The sequence below is a fragment of the Arthrobacter sp. Ms25 genome (assembly GCF_059090365.1).
In genome coordinates this window covers 1-17,590 of sequence record NZ_JBNHFP010000004.1, presented here as the reverse complement: position 1 = coordinate 17,590, position 17,590 = coordinate 1, and the positions used below count along the sequence as shown (strand labels likewise).

Annotated in this window: 16 protein-coding genes; 8 read left to right on the top strand and 8 right to left on the bottom strand. The window is 68.2% G+C overall.

Going from position 1 to position 17,590, the window contains the following annotated elements:
* Nucleotides 1-31: 31 nt before the first annotated feature.
* On the bottom strand, nucleotides 32-1,258 hold the full coding sequence (locus AC5RT8_RS11560; protein WP_494095873.1) for a TadA family conjugal transfer-associated ATPase: 1,227 nt from the start codon (nucleotides 1,256-1,258) through the stop codon (nucleotides 32-34).
* A complete protein-coding gene (ssd, locus tag AC5RT8_RS11555) occupies nucleotides 1,255-2,358 on the bottom strand; it encodes a septum site-determining protein Ssd (RefSeq protein ID WP_494096399.1) in 1,104 nt (367 codons plus the stop codon). Before ssd ends, AC5RT8_RS11560 begins: the two co-directional genes overlap by 4 nt.
* A 229-nt stretch (nucleotides 2,359-2,587) precedes the next feature.
* Between ssd and AC5RT8_RS11550 the strand changes: the two genes are divergently transcribed.
* Nucleotides 2,588-4,165 (top strand): flavin-containing monooxygenase, encoded by a 1,578-nt coding sequence (locus AC5RT8_RS11550; RefSeq protein ID WP_494095872.1) that lies wholly within the window; start codon nucleotides 2,588-2,590, stop codon nucleotides 4,163-4,165.
* Here AC5RT8_RS11550 and AC5RT8_RS11545 read toward each other — a convergent pair.
* Nucleotides 4,160-4,441 (bottom strand): hypothetical protein, encoded by a 282-nt coding sequence (locus AC5RT8_RS11545; protein ID WP_494095871.1) that lies wholly within the window; start codon nucleotides 4,439-4,441, stop codon nucleotides 4,160-4,162. The genes AC5RT8_RS11550 and AC5RT8_RS11545 overlap by 6 nt on opposite strands.
* Nucleotides 4,442-4,591: 150 nt before the next feature.
* Here AC5RT8_RS11545 and AC5RT8_RS11540 point away from each other — a divergent pair, with 150 nt between their 5' ends.
* Nucleotides 4,592-6,301, top strand: coding sequence for a bifunctional 3'-5' exonuclease/DNA polymerase (locus AC5RT8_RS11540; RefSeq protein WP_494095870.1), 1,710 nt, complete (start codon nucleotides 4,592-4,594; stop codon nucleotides 6,299-6,301).
* Nucleotides 6,302-6,310: 9 nt separating this feature from the next.
* Here AC5RT8_RS11540 and AC5RT8_RS11535 read toward each other — a convergent pair whose 3' ends face one another.
* From AC5RT8_RS11535 to AC5RT8_RS11525, 3 genes are read right to left on the bottom strand one after another with little or no spacing between them, the layout of a single operon-like run.
* Nucleotides 6,311-6,988 (bottom strand): NUDIX hydrolase, encoded by a 678-nt coding sequence (locus tag AC5RT8_RS11535; RefSeq protein WP_494095869.1) that lies wholly within the window; start codon nucleotides 6,986-6,988, stop codon nucleotides 6,311-6,313.
* On the bottom strand, nucleotides 6,985-7,782 hold the full coding sequence (gene nth / locus AC5RT8_RS11530) for an endonuclease III (protein ID WP_494095868.1): 798 nt from the start codon (nucleotides 7,780-7,782) through the stop codon (nucleotides 6,985-6,987). Before nth ends, AC5RT8_RS11535 begins: the two co-directional genes overlap by 4 nt.
* Nucleotides 7,783-7,840: 58 nt before the next feature.
* Nucleotides 7,841-9,082 (bottom strand): hypothetical protein, encoded by a 1,242-nt coding sequence (locus AC5RT8_RS11525; RefSeq protein ID WP_494095867.1) that lies wholly within the window; start codon nucleotides 9,080-9,082, stop codon nucleotides 7,841-7,843.
* Nucleotides 9,083-9,381: 299 nt separating this feature from the next.
* On the opposite strand from AC5RT8_RS11525, the gene acs reads away from it, so the two are divergent.
* Nucleotides 9,382-11,370 carry an acetate--CoA ligase gene (gene acs / locus AC5RT8_RS11520; protein ID WP_494095866.1) on the top strand — a complete coding sequence of 663 codons (1,989 nt, stop codon included), beginning with the start codon at nucleotides 9,382-9,384 and terminating at the stop codon, nucleotides 11,368-11,370.
* A gap of 85 nt (nucleotides 11,371-11,455) precedes the next feature.
* Here the strand turns inward: acs and AC5RT8_RS11515 are convergent, their stop codons facing one another.
* Complete coding sequence (locus AC5RT8_RS11515; RefSeq protein ID WP_227925381.1) at nucleotides 11,456-11,878, bottom strand: organic hydroperoxide resistance protein; 423 nt, start codon at nucleotides 11,876-11,878, stop codon at nucleotides 11,456-11,458.
* Between the two features lie 95 nt (nucleotides 11,879-11,973).
* Between AC5RT8_RS11515 and AC5RT8_RS11510 the strand changes: the two genes are divergently transcribed.
* The 4 genes from AC5RT8_RS11510 to AC5RT8_RS11495 all read left to right on the top strand — a co-directional run bounded on the left by AC5RT8_RS11510 (nucleotide 11,974) and on the right by AC5RT8_RS11495 (nucleotide 15,427).
* Nucleotides 11,974-12,549, top strand: coding sequence for a TetR/AcrR family transcriptional regulator (locus AC5RT8_RS11510; protein ID WP_494095865.1), 576 nt, complete (start codon nucleotides 11,974-11,976; stop codon nucleotides 12,547-12,549).
* 79 nt (nucleotides 12,550-12,628) lie between these two features.
* The gene (locus AC5RT8_RS11505; RefSeq protein WP_494095864.1) at nucleotides 12,629-13,978 is read left to right on the top strand and encodes an MFS transporter; all 1,350 of its coding nucleotides are present in this window, start codon (nucleotides 12,629-12,631) and stop codon (nucleotides 13,976-13,978) included.
* 7 nt (nucleotides 13,979-13,985) lie between these two features.
* Nucleotides 13,986-14,444 carry a type II 3-dehydroquinate dehydratase gene (gene aroQ, locus AC5RT8_RS11500; protein ID WP_494095863.1) on the top strand — a complete coding sequence of 153 codons (459 nt, stop codon included), beginning with the start codon at nucleotides 13,986-13,988 and terminating at the stop codon, nucleotides 14,442-14,444.
* Between the two features lie 2 nt (nucleotides 14,445-14,446).
* Nucleotides 14,447-15,427, top strand: a complete 981-nt coding sequence (locus AC5RT8_RS11495; protein ID WP_494095862.1) for a DUF2332 domain-containing protein — start codon at nucleotides 14,447-14,449, stop codon at nucleotides 15,425-15,427.
* 35 nt (nucleotides 15,428-15,462) lie between these two features.
* Here AC5RT8_RS11495 and AC5RT8_RS11490 read toward each other — a convergent pair whose 3' ends face one another.
* On the bottom strand, nucleotides 15,463-16,644 hold the full coding sequence (locus AC5RT8_RS11490) for a MarP family serine protease (protein ID WP_494095861.1): 1,182 nt from the start codon (nucleotides 16,642-16,644) through the stop codon (nucleotides 15,463-15,465).
* 222 nt (nucleotides 16,645-16,866) lie between these two features.
* On the opposite strand from AC5RT8_RS11490, the gene AC5RT8_RS11485 reads away from it, so the two are divergent.
* Nucleotides 16,867-17,544 (top strand): Crp/Fnr family transcriptional regulator, encoded by a 678-nt coding sequence (locus AC5RT8_RS11485; protein ID WP_146360700.1) that lies wholly within the window; start codon nucleotides 16,867-16,869, stop codon nucleotides 17,542-17,544.
* The last annotated feature ends 46 nt before the right edge of the window (nucleotides 17,545-17,590 follow it).

The window sequence follows — 17,590 nt, the reverse complement described above, 5'->3', positions numbered from 1 at the left end:
GCCATCCGCTGCAGGTCCGCTGGCCCCTTCCTCATGGCCGGGCTGCCCCGTCCCTCATGGAGCCGCGCTCTTCCATTCGCTGCTCGAGCTCCGGCCACCCTTCGCCCCGCCGATACCCCGTAGCGGTCCGGACCAGCGCCGAAACGACAGCCAGCCTGCCTCCCGCCCTGCCCAGCACGGCCACGTCGGAAACGGTACGGCCACCCGCGGTCCGGTGCAGATGGATCACTACGTCCAACGCGGCAGCAGCCTGCAGTTCCACGGCGTCCGGCGTCATGCCGGCAAGGGCGCCCAGGGCCGTCAACCGCGCCGGAACTCCGGCCGCAGAGTTGGCGTGGATGGTCCCGCCCGCACCATCGTGTCCGGTGTTCAGCGCAGCCAGCAATTCCCGCACTTCAGCTCCGCGGCACTCCCCCACCACCAGCCGGTCCGGCCGCATACGCAGGGCCTGCCGGACCAGTTCCGCCTGGTCCAGGATCCCCGTACCCTCCACATTTCCGTGCCTGCTCTGCAGCCCGACCACATGCGGGTGGATCGGGGTCAGCTCGGCCGCGTCCTCCACCAGCACCAGCCTCTCCTGCTGCCCGCTTAGGGACAGCAGTGCCGAAAGCAGTGTGGTCTTCCCGGTACCGGTTGCCCCGCTGACCAGGAAGTTCAGGCGCCTGCTGACAATCTTCCGCAGCACTGCTTCGCACTGCGGGTCCATCATTCCGCTGCGTGCCAGCTCTGCAAGGCTGAAGGTCCGGTTGCGATGGATGCGGATGGACAGGAGCGTGGATCCGGTGGAAACCGGAGCAAGGACGGCGTGCACCCGATAGCCCTGCAGTTGGACATCAACACAGGGATTGGAATCGTCCAGCCTCCGTCCGGCGGCGGACACCAGCCGGGTAGCCAAGGCCTGCACATCGGATTCGGTGGAGAAGCGCACCCCGGTCCGCTCCAGTCCGCGCCCGGCATCCACCCACACCTGGTCCGGCCCGTTCACCAGAATGTCGCTGACACCCGGCAAAGACGCCAGCGGCTGCAGCACCCCCAGGCCTTGGATTTCCGCACGGACCCTGTCTACGGCCCGCAACGTCCCTTCGGACCCGAGCAGATGTCCGCTGGCCTGCACGGCTGCGGCCAAACGTGCTGCGGTCACCGGCTCGGGATAGGCCAGCATCCGGTCGCGCACCCGGGCCAGCAAGGGGTCGGGACCGATGATCGGGGCGTGCCTGCCGCGGGAGGCAGCGGCACCGGCGGAACCCGAGGCGGTCATGACAGTGCCCCGGTGGAAGCAGGCAGGACGTCGGCGAGGATCCGCCGCACTCTGCGGCGGATTCCGGCCCGTCCGAGACATCCCAGCACCTGGCCGCCGTCCATGGCACGCTCCGTCCCCCTGTAAAAGGGCACATATCCAGCCAGCGGGAGACCGAGGGCCCCGGCGGTCCGCAGCTCGTCGAGTCCGTCGCCGAGGGGACCGCGTACCACCACCCGGACCGGCGCCGGCCCGAGATACGGGAGCAGCGTGCGCGCGGCCTGGATGCCGCCGGCCCGGCCCGGAACCACCAGCATCACCTGGTCGCAGAACGGCAGCAGGGGTTGTGCCCCCGCCGAACGGCCCAGGTCCACGACAGTCACCGCGTACCCGCTTCGGGCCGCGTCGATCACCGCCCGGATCACCTGGACGTCCCCGGAAGGGGCACCCTCGCCGCGTGCCAGCAGGGAAAACCCGCCCAGTGCGGGCAGTCCGGCGGCCAGCTGGACCGGGTTCAGGGTTCCGCTCAGCCCCGCCAGGTCCGGCCAGCGGATGCCATCCAGTTCCGCGGACCCCAGCACCCATTCGAGGCCGGCCGCCCACGGATCCCCCTCAACAAGCAACACCGAGCTGCCCCGCTCCGCAGCGCAGGCACTCAGCCAGCAGGCGACTGCGGTGGCTCCGGACCCGCCGCAGGCACCCAGGACACCCAGGACCGTGCCGCCGGTAACACCCCGGCGTCCGCCCAGGTATCCGGCCAGCCATTCCGCGGCGGCAGGGAGGACCGCCACCCGGGCTGCTGCGCTCCCGGCAGCCAGCTCCCAAATCCCGGTGTCCCCCGCGACTCCCACCACGATGACCTCGGTGTGCCCTGCCGGGTGGATGCCGGTGATGCCGGCGGCGGTGCCGCGGTGGCCGGCCAGGGAGCGAAGCTCATCGGTCCCCAGCAGCAGAACCTCCGGCATCAGGGCAAGAGCCTCGGCAATTCCGCCGGCAGCAGCAATCTCGATGCCGGCAGCAGCTGCAAGCCGCGCCACTTCATCCTGGAGCCCCTGGTCACCGGCAACCAGTACTACCGCGCCCCCTGCTGCTGGCGGCCGCAACCGTTTCCCGCGCCGCATGTCAGGCACCGATGCCGCCCGTAAAAGCCCGGTGTCCCTCGCCCGAGCACCATGTCGCTCATCCATGGGATTAACCTTGGGCACGTTTCCGAGGCTGTTCCGCGCTGCCCGGCCCCGCCGTGGGAAACTGTCGTGCCGCTCCCGGGTGTGCAGGGAAGGACAGCCCGCGGCCCGGACGGTAGTGTCTGCGGTAACCCGGCGCGCAACGCCCGGCAAGGAACGGGAATCCATGACGATCGAGGACACCGTGAAAAATACCCAAGCGGCCGTGGAACATCTGGACGTGCTGATCATCGGTGCCGGCCTGAGCGGAATCGGCGCGGCCTGCCGCCTGCGGCAGGACCACCCCGGACGCTCCATGGCCCTGCTGGAATCCCGAAGCCGTGCCGGCGGCACCTGGGACCTGTTCCGGTACCCCGGCATCCGTTCCGACTCCGATCTCTACACCTTCGGCTACGACTTCCGGCCCTGGCGTGAAGAGAAAGCCATTGCCGACGGCCCCGGCATCCTGCGCTACCTGCAGGAAACGGCAGCGGAATACGGAGTGGACGCGCTGATCCGCTACCACCACAGGGTCCTCTCCGCGGACTGGTCGAGCAGGGACTCCCGCTGGAACGTCTCCGTGGAACGCACCCGGACACCCGGCGCCGGCGCGGACGGACGACGGCCTGAACCTGCGGGCACCGGACAGATCCTGCACTTCACCGCGGGCTGGATTTTCAATGCCGCCGGCTACTACCGCTATGACGAGGGCTACACCCCTGAAATCCCCGATGCCGTCCGCTTCACCGGCCCGGTAATCCACCCGCAGCACTGGCCCGAAGACCTGGACGTTGCAGGCAAGCGGATTGCCGTGGTGGGCAGCGGCGCCACAGCGGTCACCCTCGTTCCGGCACTGGCCGGACTCGGCGCCGAGGTGACGATGGTCCAGCGCACCCCCACCTATATCCTTCCGCTGCCGGCCCGGGATCCCATCGCCCGCCGCCTGCGCGGCGTCCTGGGCCCGGAACGTACGGGGCGCGTCATGGCTGAAATCAGCGCGCGGCGCCAGCGGGCCATCTGGTCCTTCTGCCGCCGCTGGCCCAACGCCGCCCGAAAAGCCATCCGCAGCATCCAGTCCCGCGCGGTGCCGGAAGGATTCGACCTGGACAGGCACCTGAATCCGCCGTACCGGCCCTGGGACCAACGGCTGTGCGCCGTGCCCGACGGTGATTTCTTCTGTGCCCTGCGCAGCGGAAAAGCGAGCATGGTCACGGGGCGGATCGCCGGCTTCACTGCGGAGGGCCTGCGCCTGGAGTCCGGCGAGGAGGTGCCGGCCGACGTCGTCGTCACGGCCACGGGCTTCACCATTCAGATACTCGGCGGTATGGAACTGAAGCTCGACGGGGCTCCGGTCAACCTTGCCGAACACGTTGCCTACCGCGGTGTCATGCTCAGCGGCATCCCGAATATGGCTTTCGCCATCGGTTACACCAATGCGTCCTGGACACTCAAGGTGGGTCTGCTGACCACATGGTTCTCCCGGCTGCTGGCCCGGATGGACGAGCACGGGCACACCGCCGCGGTGCCCGTGGCGCCGACAGGCATGGAAACGCGGCCCCTGCTGGACTTCGGCGCAGGGTACGTCCAACGCAGCTTGGACTCGTTGCCCCGGCAGGGGACCCAGGCACCGTGGCTGATGACCATGAACTTCCTGGCCGACCGCCGGGACCTGCAGAAGGGCGCCCTCGTGGACAGCCATCTGCGGTTCTCCGGCCCGGCGGCTCGTCGCGGGGAACTGCGTGCCCGGACGGCAGATTCTCTATGAGTTCGGTCGGGTACCCATGCCGGGCTGCACCGGGACGTAATCGATCTTGTGGCCCGCGCCGAAGGCCTTTTGCTTCGGCGCGCGGGAGAATCCCCTGGCATCAAAGCCGTTGTTTGCGCGGAAACGGGCCAACGCGTCGTCGTATGCCTGGTTCAGCCGGGCGCCGGTCATCACCTCAGTGGTGCCGTCGGCGAAGGCAACGGCAATAGAGATTGACGCGGGGAAATGCCGGTCCATGCGGATAAAGCCGTCGGTATCCTGCGACAGAGTGATCAAGGGTGTCCCTTCGGTAAACGGTGAACCTCCAGTCTTCCCTATCCGGGGGCGACGCCGGCACGGGGGCCGCGGGGGCGACGCCAGCACCGCGCGGCGCGGGCGACGCCGGCACGGGACCCGGCTACCGCGGCTTCGGGTGAGAATAGAAGCATGTACATCGTCCTCGCGCCCGGCCCCGCAGCACGGGAAGAGGACGGGGCCTGGACCCTGCAGGAGACCGACGGCGCGGGCGTGCCGTCCGCACCCGCCGTCACCGTTGCCCGCGGCCGGCTGGCCGCAGCCGTCCGGCACTACGAACAACGCCCGGTCCGCTGGGTCTGGGAATCCGCCCGCGCGGTCTATCCCCGGCTGCTGAACGCCGGGGTCACGGTGGAGCGCTGCCACGACCTCGCGCTGGTCCGCGGCATCCTCCGGTTTGCCGCATCGGTTCCCCCGACGCCCTACATTGAAAAGCTTCGCGCGGAGGGACCTGCGGAAGATCCGGCGCCCCGGCAGCTGCTTCCGCTCCGGCACTCCCCCGACCAGACGTCCATCTTCGACACCCTTGACGCCCCCGCCGGAGCTGCGGCCGGCCCGCAGCAGGCCACCGCCGCGGAGCTCGCGGCCGAACTGGCCGATCAGCTGGACGCCGTCGCCCGCTCGGCATCTCCGGCGAAACTGAACCTGCTGGCTGTCGCCGAATCCACCGGCGGGATGATCGCCGTGGAAATGGAAAACTCCGGCATTCCCTGGCGCCGGGACATCCATGAGGCACTGCTGCGCGACGCCCTCGGTCCGCGGCCGCCGGAAGGCCAGCGTCCGGAAAGGCTGGAACAGCTCGCCGCGGACATGCGCCGGCTGCTCGGCAACCCCGGCTTCAACCCCGACTCCCCGCAGGAGCTGCTGCGGGCGCTGCACCGCGCCGGCATTGAGGTCCGCAGCACGCGGTCCTGGGAACTGCAGCAGCATCACCATCCCGTCATTGAGCCGCTGCTGGAATACAAAAAGCTGTCCCGGCTCCTGACTGCCAACGGGTGGGCCTGGCTGGACGCCTGGGTGGACGGCGGCCGCTTCCGGCCGGAGTACGTGGTGGGCGGCGTGGTGTCCGGGCGCTGGGCCTCCCGCGGCGGCGGAGCGCTGCAGATCCCCAAGACCGTGCGGGACGCGGTGCGGCCGGATCCCGGCCATCGGCTGATCGTGGCCGACGCCGCACAATTGGAGCCCCGGGTCCTGGCCGCCCTGGGACAGGACAACGCACTGGCCGCCGCGGCCCGCGGCAGGGATCTGTACCAGGGCATCGCCGACCGGAGTTTCGACGGTGACCGGGCCAAGGCGAAAATGGCAATGCTCGGGGCGATGTACGGCGCCACGAGCGGGGAATCGGGCCGGCTGATGCCGGTGCTGACGCGCGCCTATCCGCAGGCCATCGCCGTTGTGGAACGCGGTGCCCGGGCGGGAGAAGCCGGGCAGGTGGTCAGCAGCCATCTGGGCCGCAGCAGTCCGCCCGTGTCGGAGCGCTGGCGTCGCGCCCAGCAAAGCACCAGTGCCGAAGAACAGCGCCGTGCGGATTCCCTTGCCCGGTCCCAGGGCCGGTTTACGCGCAACTTCGTGGTGCAGGCAACCGCCGCGGAATGGGCACTGTGCTGGCTGGCGGAGATACGACGCCGGCTGCGGGCGGCGTCGTCGTCCTCCCCCGCAGGCGAACTGGTCTTTTTCCTGCACGACGAGGTGATGCTCCATGTCCCGGCCGGCCGGACAGAGGAAGTCGGCGCCCTGGTGACCGAGGCGGCGGCGGCAGCGACCCGGCTGCTGTTCGGACAGATCCCGCTGGAGTTCCCGGTGGTTGCCGTTGCCGTGGACTCCTACGCCGACGCCAAGTAGCGCGCCGGCTCAGAGGGTGGGGACAATCTCCCGGCTTTCGTCCCACGGCTGCGTCCAGCCGAGCTCATCGAACAGGCTCGCCAGGATGATGCCGGTGAATCCCCACACCAGCACCCCGTTCACCAGGAAGGCAGGGGTCCGGGGAGCGCCCCCGCGCCCCGGAAGGACTGCGGTACGGCGGTTTTCGGGGTTGAGCAGGTCCGCGACCGGAACCCGGAAGACGGACGCCGATTCCCCGTAGTCCACCACGTCCACGGGCGTGGGTTTGTCCCACCAGCCCAGCACGGGAGTGACCAGGAAGTTGCTGACCGGCAGTCCGATGGGCGGCAGGGCACCCAGGACGCGGACGCCAGCAGGATCCAGGCCGGTTTCCTCCCGGGCCTCCCGCAGGGCCGCGTCCACTGTCGTGGCATCCGCGGCATCCACTGAACCGCCGGGGAAGGCCACCTGGCCGGGATGGTCGTTGAGGGTTGCGGCCCGTTCAATCAGCAGCACGTCGACGTCGTCCGGGACGGCGTCGGCGGAGAAGTCGGCAGGATGGGTGTCCAGCACACCGAAGAGGATCAGCACCGCGGCAGGACGTGCGGTGGCCGGATCAACGCTCCGGCGCAGCTGGGCAACATGGGCACTGAACGCCCTTCCCCCTGCCCCGGCAGCCAGCACCTCGAGGTCCGCGAGCGCGCTCATGCTTCGAGTCCAAACCCGGCGGCCCGCAGCTGCGCACGGGTTTCGGCAGCCATCATCCGTGCGTGCAGTTCCTCGCGCCCGGGTGCCAGTTCGTACTTGAGCAGCTTCCGTGCCTTCTCCGGATCGGTCTCGCCTTCGCCGTACGAAGGGCAGAGCTGTGCGACGGGGCAGGCCCCGCACGCGGGCTTCTTGGCATGGCAGACCCGCCGTCCGTGGAAGACCACACGGTTGGAAAGCGGCGTCCAGTCCTTCGGCTCGAACAGCGCCGCTACGTCTTCTTCCACCTTGACCGGGTCCGTGGCGGTGGTCCACCCGAACCGGCGGGACAGCCGCCCGAAGTGGGTGTCCACCGTGATGCCCGGGACGCCGAAAGCGTTGCCGAGCACCACGTTGGCGGTCTTCCGTCCGACGCCGGGCAGGGTGACCAGGTCCTCGAGCCGGTCCGGCACCTCGCCGTCGAACTCGTCGACCAGCCGGGTGGACAACGCCTTGACGCTGGCTGCCTTGGCCCGGAAGAACCCGGTGGGGCGGAGGATGTCCTGCAGCGTTTCCTCGTCGGCCTCGGCCATCGCCTTCGCGTCGGGATACCGGGCGAACAGGATGGGCGTCACCGCATTGACCCGGATATCCGTGGTCTGCGCGGACAGGACTGTGGCCACCAGCAGCTCAAACGCGTTGGTGAAGTCCAGTTCGGCTACGGCGTAGGGATACACCTCCCCCAGCATCCGGTTGATGCGCCGTGCCCGCCGCTTCACGGCGAGGAGGGACGGATCACTGCCGGTTGCCTTTGCCACTGCTGAATGTCCTTCTTCTCACGCTTGGGTGCTGCTGATGGCGGCTGCTGCGCAGGCCCTACTGATCGGCGTCGACGCGCTCGATGTTGCTGAGGTCACGCAGGACGCCGATGCGGCCCGTGCGCTTGTCCTGGACGAGGAATTCGTCGCCGCGGTCTTCGAGTCCCAGTTCCCAGTCTCCGGGGTGGAACATGAACAGCGGCAGGCCGGTACGTTCGTCGACGATCTGGCGGGGCGTGCCCACGGCGAACCAGAAGGCCTCTACGACGGCCTCATCGCGGGTTGCGGTGATGGGTTCATTGCCGGTCTCCGCGTCGTCGGCAGCTGCTGCCGGCGCGTCGGTTCCGGCATCCCGGACCACCGGATTCACCGTGGTGGCGGCCAGCGGTTCTTCTACCTGCATCCCGGCGGGGGCGGGGGCGGCAGCGGGCTGGGCGGCAGTGGCCGGCGAAGCCGGCGCCGCGGCGGAGGAAGCCTGGGTGGCGGGAGCGGATGTCGGCTGGGCCTGCGTGGCCGGAGCTGCTCCGGATGCGTCTGCGGCAGGCGTGCCGACGACGGCGGTGCCGCCCGGGGCGGAAACCTCCGTGCGGGAAGCGTCGTGCACTGTGGTGCCGGCGTCGTCACTGCGGCGAAGCGGGTTGGTGAAGCGGCGGCTGCCTTCGGTGCCCTCCGCCTCCGGCTTCGGTTCCGGCTTCGGACGGGCCGGGCGGGGACGCAGCGGTAGGGCATCGCGTGCCGTCAGTGCGGCCGGGGCTTCGGGGCGGTTCCGGAACTCCCGGGCGAAGAACGGCAGGTGGGGGGCCAGCGTGGTGGACACCAGCAGGCCCAGGGAGCCGATGAGGGTGAGAATGGCTCCGGCGCTGAAGTCCGTGACGGTCTGGAGGAAGAAAAAGGTCACCGCCAGCACCGCGGTCACGGAAGCGAACTGGTCCAGGGAGAGCGAGCCGACACGGGGTTTCATCGTCGGAGCGAGGCGGCGGCCGGCAAACAGCCCGGCAACCAGCAGCGGCAGCAGGATCCCGATACCCACGAAGAACAGCGGGAAGGCGTTCCAGAGATTGAAGTTCTCTTCGAAAGCCAGCCGGGTGACAGTGAAGAAGGGAAGGACGCTGCCCACCAGCATCAGGAGCACGGACCCTCCCACCACGACGTCGCGCAGCCCGAAGGGGCCTACGAGGGCCGTCTGTTCCCCGGCAGCCGGGGAGGCCTGCACGCCGTGCTCGGCGGCGGAGGGACGCACGTCGGTTTCCGAAGATCCGGCCGCAGCGCGGGCCTCGTTTTCAACAGGGGGGTTGTTCATACTGATCTCCATTCGCGGCCGCCGGTCCGCAGCGCACCGTGTGCGCGGGATCCGAAGGCCGCATCTACGGTGCGTAGGCGGTTGCTTCCTTCTGACAGCCTAATCAACGACGGCGGGGCGCACTAGCCGAGCGGCGGCGTGCCCGGGCGGGGTGACATACCGCTCACCGCATAATCGCGCCGTTTTGCCACTGTTTATGTGAGCGCGGACACAGCACTGCACATCCGGCGATAGGGTGGTGGGCAGCCATGCACCATCACCGCGTGATGGATCGGAAAGCGAAGTGAAAGGGTTCAACCATGTCTGATCAGTCCCCTGCAAAGAAGCACGGTGACGCCTTCGAGAACCTGCTGCATGAAAGCCGGAGCTTCCCGCCGAGCGCCGAATTCGCAGCATCCGCAGTGGCAAAGCCCGCGCTGTACGAAGAGGCTGCGGCGGACGGCCCCGCGTTCTGGGCCCGCCAGGCGAGGGACATCCTCACCTGGGAACAGGACTTCACCCAGGCGCTGGACTGGACCGATGCCCCGTTCGCCAAGTGGTTCGTCGGGGGCACGCTGAACGCCGCGTACAACGCCCTGGACCGGCACGTTGAAGAGGGCCGCGGAGACCGGGTGGCCATTTACTTCGAGGGCGAACCCGGCGATACGCGCACCTATACCTACGCGCAGCTGACCGAAGAGGTCAAGAAGGCAGCCAACGCGTTCGAGTCCCTCGGCGTGGCCAAGGGCGACCGCGTAGCGGTATACCTGCCGATGATCCCCGAGGCGGTCATCACCATGCTTGCCTGCGCCCGGATCGGCGCCGTCCACTCGGTGGTCTTCGGGGGTTTCTCCGCCGATGCCCTGCGCAGCCGGATCGACGACGCCGAGGCGAAGCTTGTGGTGACGGCGGACGGCTCCTACCGGCGCGGCAAGCCCAGCGCGCTCAAGCCGGCCGTGGACCAAGCGCTCGCCGCGGACGGCCATACCGTCGAAAACGTGCTGGTGGTCCGCCGGAACGGCGAGCCCGTTCAGTGGAACGACGGCCTGGACCGCTGGTGGCACGACGTCGTGGACACGGCGGACGCCGAGCACACGGCCGTGGCCCACGACTCGGAGCACCCGCTGTTCATCCTTTACACGTCCGGCACCACGGGCAAACCCAAGGGCATCCTGCACACCACGGGCGGATTCCTTACCCAAACGGCGTTTACGCACCGGAACACCTTCGACCTGCACCCGGAAACCGACGTGTACTGGTGCACCGCGGACATCGGCTGGGTAACCGGCCACAGCTATGTCGCCTACGCCCCGCTGATCAACGGTGCCACGCAGCTGATCTACGAAGGCACCCCGGACACCCCGCACCAGGGACGCTGGTGGGAGCTGGTGGAAAAGTACAAGGTTTCCATCCTGTACACCGCCCCCACCGCCATCCGCACCTGCATGAAGTGGGGCCGGGACATTCCGCAGAAATACAACCTCGACTCCATCCGGGTGCTCGGCTCCGTGGGAGAACCCATCAACCCGGAGGCCTGGATGTGGTACCGCCAGGTCATCGGCGCCAACGGCGGCAAGAAGGAACATCCCGCCCCGATCGTGGACACGTGGTGGCAGACCGAAACCGGCGCGCACATGATCGCCCCGATGCCGGGCGTCACGGCCACCAAGCCGGGCTCCGCCCAGGTGGCCGTACCCGGCATTTCGGTGGACGTGGTGGACGAAATGGGTGAGCCCGTACCCAACGGGTCCGGCGGCTTCCTGGTGGTCAAGGAACCGTGGCCGTCCATGCTGCGCGGCATCTGGGGAGACCCGGAACGGTTCAAGGAGACCTACTGGTCCCGGTTCGACAACATGTACTTCGCCGGCGACGGCGCTAAGAAGGACGAGGACGGCGATATCTGGCTGCTCGGGCGGGTCGATGACGTCATGAACGTCTCCGGGCACCGGCTCTCCACCACGGAGATCGAATCCGCCCTGGTGAGCCACCCCTCGGTGGCCGAGGCCGCCGTCGTCGGCGCCGCGGACGACACCACGGGCGAAGCCGTGGTCGCCTTCGTCATCCTGCGCGGCAGCGCAAAGGACGACGACGACATTGTCACCACCCTGCGCAACCACGTGGGCAAGGAGATCGGCCCCATCGCCAAGCCGCGGCACATCCTGGTGGTTCCCGAACTGCCCAAGACCCGCAGCGGCAAGATCATGCGCCGGCTGCTCAAGGACGTGGCCGAGGGCCGCGAGGCCGGAGATTCGAGCACGCTCGCGGACAACACCGTGATGCAGCAGATTGCCGAATCGCTGCGCAAGTAGCAGCGGCACCGCTCCGTATACGCCACAGGCGCCCTCCCCCGGACCGGGGCGGGCGCCTGTGGCGTTTCGTGCTTTCGGAAGCCCGTCAGCCGACGGTAACGTCCAGCTCGACTTCGATGTTGCCGCGGGTGGCGTTGGAGTACGGGCACACCTGGTGTGCGGCCTGGACCAGCTTGTCCGCGGTGGCCTCATCCACGCCGGACATTTCCACGTGCAGTGCCACGCCGAGCTTGAAGCCGCCTTCTTCCTGCTTGTAGATGCTGACATCCGCCGTGACGGCGGCATCGGCGATGGGAGCCTTTTCGGCCCGCGCGATCATCTTCAGTGCGGAGAGGAAGCAGGCGGCGTAGCCGGTGGCAAAGAGCTGCTCGGGGTTGGTGCCCTCGCCGGAACCGCCCATTTCGGTAGGAGTGGAGAGGTTGACTTCGAGCTTGCCGTCGCTGGTGCGGGCTTCCCCGTTGCGTCCGTCGCCGGTGGCGGTGGCAGCTGCGGTGTACAAAGCACTCATGGGAACTCCTTAGGTGGGGAAATGCGTAGCCTTCAAGGTAGACTAACTAGTACGTCTACTGCAAGCGCACCAGAGAAAGAAGCGGAGGAACACCGATGGCGGCAAAACCGTCCGGCGTACGGGACCGGATCCTGGCGCAGGCGTCCGAGCTGTTCTACCGGGAGGGCATCCGTGCCGTGAGCGCCGACAAGATCATTGCCGCCGCCGACACCACCAAAGTGACCTTCTACCGCTACTTCCGCTCGAAGGATGACCTGGTGGTGGCCTACCTGCAGGAACAGTCCGCTGCGGTGCAGGAGAAGGCGCAGGCACTGGACCCCGACCCTTGCACCGGACTGCTCCAGTTCGCCGAAGCCATGGGTTCCCAGGCCTGCACGGACGGTTTCCGCGGCTGCCCCTTCATTAACGCCGCCGCGGAGTACACCAACCCCGCCCATCCGGTCCGGGCCGTAGTGGCCCGGCACCGCACCTGGCTGCATTCCATGGTTGCCGGACGGCTGTCCCAGCTGGGTGCCGAGAATCCGGGGCAGCTGGCGGACCAGCTGCTGATGCTGCGGGACGGGGCCATGGTGCACGGTTATGTCGTCAACGGCAGCAGCGTCGGGCCGGCACTGGCCGCTGCCGGGAAGGCCCTGGTCCACCCCTACCTGGGGAAGCAGGGACGCAGCTAGGCACCCCCACCGCCCGGCCAATGTGATGTTGGACTCATGGGCTTGGTGAACGGCCCTGCTGCTAGGACAATTCTGGTCTGTGTCTACTACACCCGCAGCGGCCGCACCAGCCGCATCACCCACCCCTTCGTCTTCCACGATGGCCCGCAAAGTCGCGGGCGCGTCGTTTATCGGCACCGCCCTGGAGTCCTACGACTTCTACGTTTTCGGCACCGCCGCCGCCCTGGTCCTGAACCGGATCTTTTTCCCCGACGTGGACGCAGCGACCGGCATCCTGCTGTCCTTCCTCACCCTGGGCATGGGCTTCATTGCCCGGCCCCTGGGTGCCATCCTCTTCGGCCACATCGGCGACCGGGTAGGACGCAAGACGTCACTGATCGCAACCATCGTCCTGATGGGCACCGCCACCGGAGCGGTGGGCCTGCTGCCGGACTACAACACCATCGGAATCTGGGCACCGCTGCTGCTGGTGGTGCTCCGCCTGCTCCAGGGCCTCGCCGTCGGAGGTGAATGGGGCGGCTCGATCCTGATCGCCACCGAACACGCCGCTCCCCGCAAGCGGGCGCTCTACGCTGCCATCCCGCAGATCGGCTCACCCGTAGGCACCATCATGGTCACCGGCATCTTCCTGCTGCTGGCCACCGTGTCCGACGAGGCAATGGCGGCCGGGGTATGGCGCATTCCGTTCCTGCTGGCGTTCCCCTTCATGGGCATCGCCCTGTACCTGCGGCTGGCCATCGATGAAACCCCCGTGTTCAAGGGCGTGGCGCAGGCACACGAGATCACCCGGATTCCGCTGCTGGAGGTGCTCCGCACCCAGTGGGCGGCGGTCCTCGTGGCGGCCGCGGCCGCCCTGCTGGGTATCGGCTCCTACTTCCTGATGACCACCTACACCCAGTCCTACGGAACAACCGTGCTGGGGTTGTCCGAGTCCACGGTCCTGAACGCAGCGCTGGTCGGTTCGGTGCTGCAGCTCGCAACCATCCCCGCGTTCGGTTTCCTGGCCAACCGCATCGGTTCGGCCCGGATGGTGATGGCCGGGGCCGTGGCCACTCTGCTGATTTCCTTCCCGCTGTACTTCATCATCAGCAACGCCACCACGCCGGTCTACATCCTGACCATCCTGATCGGCGGCATCGCGCCGACGGCGGCATGGGCGGCATTGGGCGGGCTGATGGCGGATCTGTTCCCGGCCCGCACCGGGTTCACCGCCATGTCCCTGGCCTACAGCCTGGCCGGCATCCTCTCCGGCTTCACCCCCTCGATCACGCAGGTCTTCTCCAACGCGACCGACGGCGCGTGGTGGCATCCCGGCGTCGTCCTGGCACTGATGTCCCTGATCACCATTGCCGGGGCCGTGGCGGCACGGCACATGTCCCGGCGCAACACGGAGCCCGCAGGCCCGGCCAAGGCGTTCTCTCCGGCATAGTTAGACCATGACTGCAGCCGGAACCCGCAACCTCCTTGTCCTCAACGGTCCCAACCTGAACCTGTTGGGCTCGCGCGAACCTGCGATCTACGGCAGTTCCACCCTGGCTGATGTGGAGGCCGCGGCCATGGCCGCGGCCTCCGCCCACGGGTGGACCGTGGACTGCGTCCAGTCCAACCATGAAGGCGACCTGATCGATGCCATCCATGCGGCGCGCGGCACTGCCGACGGCATTGTCATCAATCCTGCTGCATACAGCCACACCTCCGTCGCCATCCCGGATGCCTTGTCCGGCGTGGAACTGCCGGTGGTCGAGGTGCATCTGAGCAACATCCACCGCCGCGAGGAGTTCCGCCACCACTCCTTCGTTTCCGCGGTGGCCCAGGTGGTCATCTGCGGGGCCGGAATAAGCGGCTACCGGATGGCGGTGGAGTACCTGATCGAGTCGGCTGCCGGGCCGGCCTAGCCATGTCCGCCACTGCGCAACGGTATGCCCGGTTCGCCGAAGTCGAAGCCCGCGGGTCCTCGGACGTGTATGAGCAGTGGACCGCCGCCATCAGCGCGGATCCCGAGGTGCTGGCACTGATCGACGGGCTGCCGGAGGACAAGCGCCAGCCCAACCTCGTACTGGCGGCCGCCCGCAGCCGTGGCGCCGCTGCGGGCCCCTACACGCAGTTCCGGTCCTTCCTGCAGGAGCACTGGGCAGACATCCGCCCGGTCATCCTCCGCCGCAGCACGCAGACCAACGAGCCGCGCCGCTGCGCCGTCCTCCTTCCCCTGCTCGCCGAAATCGCCCGGACCGAGGAGCGCCCGCTCGCCCTCATTGAAGTCGGAGCCTCCGCGGGCCTGTGCCTGTATCCGGACCGCTACGGCTACCGGTACGACGACGGAGCGCTCATCAACGATCCGGGCCGCGCGGACCTGGTCCTGGACTGCGCCACCACCGGCAATCCGCCGCTGCCGCGGTCCTGTCCCGAGGTTATCTCGCGGGCCGGAGTGGACCTTTCGCCGCTGGACCCTTCCGACCCCGACGACCTGGCCTGGCTGGACGCCCTGATCTGGCCCGGAATGGAGGACCGCAGGGCCCTCCTCCGGGCAGCTGCGGAAACTGCCGGGCACTCCCCCGCCCGGATCATCAAGGGCGACCTCAACGCCGAAATTTCCGGGCTGATTGAGGCGGCCCCGCCCGAGGCCGCCGTCGTTGTGTTCCACACCGCCGTCCTCGCCTATACCCCCAAAGCGGACCGGGAGGTTTTCGGCGACACCATGGCCGGTTACCTGGACGCCACCGGGCGCCCGGTGCATTGGATCTCCAACGAGGGCAACGGCGTTTTTCCGGGGCGCGCAGGGCTCTCCCCCGATCCGGAGCCTGGATTGTTCATCCTGCACCACAACGGCAGGGCCGTGGCACGGACCGGACCGCACGGTCAGTCCCTGCACTGGCTCTAGCGCGTTGGTGCTGCCCCGCGCTTAGCGGGACGCGGTTACTTACTGGTGCACTGGCCGGCCGATACCGGGCTGTCGTAACCGGGCGCGGCCTCGACCACAGGGCCGACTTCGGCCAGTGAGAGGGCATAGCCGATGGGCTGGTCGCTGGTGGTCTTGGCGAAAATAATGCCGGCGAGCCGGCCGTCCATGTCCAGCAGCGGACCGCCGGAATTGCCCTGCTGCACGTTCGCCGCCAGGGTGTAGACCTCCAGCACCTCGGGGGAGGTTCCGTAGATGTCCCGGACGGCCACATTGGACAGGCCCTCCACGCTTGCAGCCTGCAGCCGGAACGGGCCTCCCGCGGGATACCCGGCGAAGGCCGCGGTGGTGCCCGCGGCAAGCGGCTCACCCAGGGGGACCGGTGCGGCATCGAGGCCGTTCACGGCGAGGACGGCCAGGTCCCGTGCGGAATCGAAGTGGACCACCCGCCCGGGCAGCACGCTGCCGTCGGGGACCTCCACCACCGGTTCGTTCACGCCGGCAACCACGTGGGCGTTGGTGACCACACGGTCATCCGCCACCACCACTCCGGACCCGGTCTGGTTCTGCCCGCACTGATAGGCCGTGCCGGTGATTTTGAGGACCGACGCCGATGCGGTCCGCAGCTCTTCGGAGTCCACCTCCGCGCTGGGCGGGACAGCGGTTTGCGGTGCGGCGCTGTCAAGGATGGTCGGCAGCCCCTCGGAAACGGTGAAGGAACGAATCTGCGCGCTCCAGGTTTTGACCTGCTCGGGAGTGGCATCCTCGATGGCGGTGAGGACCTTCGAGGCAGCAATCTGCTGGGACAGGAACGGGACGCCCAGTGTCGTCACGCTGAAAGCGAGCATGGCCATCACCAAGGCTGCCACTGCAAGGTTGGCCGCACCGCCGAGCAGGCGGTCCAGGAACTTCAGCGGGGGGAAATTCAGCCACCTGCGGATCGTCCCGCCAAGTGCGGCGCCGGCCGCATGGCCGACCAGCACCAGGACAACAGCGGTGGCGATGACCACCGTCAGGCGCCAGCCGTTGTCCGGAACCCATTGTGCAACCAGAGGAATCGCGAAGAAGGCGCCGACGGCCCCGGCAACGAATCCCACGATCCCGCCGAGGGTCACCACCAGTCCGTTGCGGAGTCCGCCAACCAGGTAGAAGAGCAGGACGAGGAGCAGGATGATGTCCAGAAGTGTCAATCCGAGCACAAAGAGCTCCAAGCGTGTCAATCGGCGTGGCCCGGCGGTGGAAGACCGCTGCAGTTGCGAGTTTATAGGGACAACCTCCGGAAGCCGTTATCAGGATTGACGCTCCGGCTGTGGCCCTTCCCTCTTTTACGGACCGATCGGTGAACAAACGTGCTTCAGGTATCACTGGGGGGTGACGTACGGCAAGATGGTAGGTAGAGACCACTATTTACAGGAGATTTCATGGATATCGAGGTACTGCGCCGCGCGCCGTTGTTCGCCTCTCTGGGAGACGACGTTTTCGCCGCCCTGACCGAAGAGCTCACTGAGGTCGACCTCTCACGCGGCGCCTCCGTCTTCCGCGAGGGCGACCAGGGCGACCAGCTCTATTTCATCGTCTCCGGCAAGATCAAGCTGGGCCGCTCCGCTCCGGACGGCCGCGAAAACCTGCTGGCGATCCTCGGCCCCGGCGAACTGTTCGGCGAGATGGCCCTTTTCGACCCGTCTCCCCGCAACGCCACTGCCACCGCGGTTTCGGAAACCCGGCTTGCCGGTCTGCGCCACGAGAACCTGCGCGCCCTGATTGAGACCCGTCCCGAGGTTTCGGTCCAGCTGCTGCAGGCCCTGGCCCGCCGGCTGCGCCGCACGAACGAGTCCTTGGCGGACCTTGTGTTCTCGGACGTACCGGGCCGCGTTGCCAAGGCACTGCTGGATCTGGCGGACCGCTTCGGCCGTCCGGCAACGGACGGCATCCTGGTTGCCCACGAGCTGACACAGGAGGAACTGGCCCAGCTTGTCGGTGCCTCCCGCGAAACGGTGAACAAGGCCCTGGCCGAGTTTGTCCAGCGCGGCTGGCTGCGCCTGGAAGCCCGCGCCGTCGTCATTCTCGACGTGCAGCGGCTGCGTCAGCGCTCCCGCTAACGACTGCATCACCACAGCGGCGGCGCCGGTCCTCGGGACCGGCGCC